General features: G+C 48.9%; 1 protein-coding gene. It reads left to right on the top strand.

Annotated features, from left to right (window positions below; all coding sequences use genetic code 11):
- On the top strand, positions 1–1516 hold a 1516-nt coding region (locus ABYW01_RS21115), incomplete at both ends, for a protein kinase (protein ID WP_372836549.1).

The following is a 1516-nucleotide window of genomic DNA, read 5'->3' as shown; positions in this document are numbered from 1 at the left end:
GCACCCCAATCCTGATAACCGTATCGGCTCCATGGATGAGTTCTTTGAACACCTATATCAGGTTGAAGATGAAATTGAACGCCCTGAGACGCAGCGAAGCTCAAACCCAGTGGAAGCTCGAAAGGGAGATACCTTCGAAGGCGGAATAGAGGTCATACGTCCAATTGGAAAAGGCGCAAGTTCCGTTGTTTTTTTGGTGAAGCACGAGGATGCAGAACGTGTACTCAAATTATCCTCCGAGCCGGATCAGAATAAACGATTGCGTAGTGAGGGCAATACATTAAGAAAACTACGCCACCAGTCGATCATTGCACATCATGAGACAGTGGAGCTACTTGGCCATACCGGATTATTACTCGACTTTGCTTCGGAAGGTTCTTTAGCGCAAAGGATACGTACCTATGGCGCAATTCAGTTTGAGTTGCTGGAACGTTTTGGCGACGACTTGCTGAGCGCACTCTGCCTTTTGGAAGAAAAAGGGATAGCACATCGGGATATCAAACCAGAAAACATTGGCTTGATGATGCAAGGTAATCAACTGCACCTCGTGCTGTTTGATTTCTCACTTTCCTCTACCCCAACCGATAACTTCACTGCGGGTACGGCTGCCTACATGGATCCGTTTATTCGTGATGCCGGACGTCGTCGTTGGGATGATTATGCTGAACGCTTTTCATGCGCGTTGACGCTTTACGAAATGGCAGCAGGAGCCTTACCAGGATGGGCTTCTTCTAAAGGGATGCCAAACCTTATTGATGGTGAACTGGAAGTTGAACGCCGTGTGTTTGACCCTGTCGTGCGTGATGCAATGGCGGACTTTTTCCAGAAAGCTCTGGCACGTAATATCGGCGAGCGTTTCGCCAGCGCGGGTGAAATGCTGCGTGCTTGGCGCATGGTCTTTCATATGGCAAGCCAGCAGACGCAGATCACAGATAAAAAGAGTAAGACTTGCCCGATCAGTGAAGCAGAGCTTAATACCCAAGTTGGTTTGCTGGAACTGTCAGTTCAGGCATTGGATACACTCAGCCGTTTGAATATCAACACAGTATCTGAGCTTATCAGCTTGCCTCGCAATGAACTTGTGCGTATGGCAGGTGTGGGGATTAATACCCGCAAAGAGCTTTCAGACGCTATTGGAAAGTTGATAACCCTACTGGGTAACGAGCAACAACTGCCTGTCTTGGCCAAAGGAGACAGTACGACTCTGGCCAGTGTTGACCGTCTGTTCTCCCATGTCATGCCAAAAGTGACGAAAGCAACCGACCCGTCTCGTCTTCGCTTCCTGAATGAATATCTTGGGCGTTTAGATGCCGAGCCTCCTCATGGGCTTCACAATGTGTATTGGCCAACAAGAGTAAGTCTGAGTGCTGCGGCCAGTATCGAGTCCAGTGAGGTGCGACAGATTCAGGAAAAGTTGTTGACTAAATGGAGTAAGACCCAGGACGTCACTCAGTTAAGAAATGACATCGCTGAGCTGATCCTGGAATACGGCGGTGTTATGACCGCAACGGAGTTG

It is taken from the genome of Pontibacterium sp. (assembly GCF_041587635.1).
GTDB lineage: Bacteria > Pseudomonadota > Gammaproteobacteria > Pseudomonadales > Balneatricaceae > Pontibacterium.
This window is presented reverse-complemented; position numbering and strand designations above follow the sequence as displayed.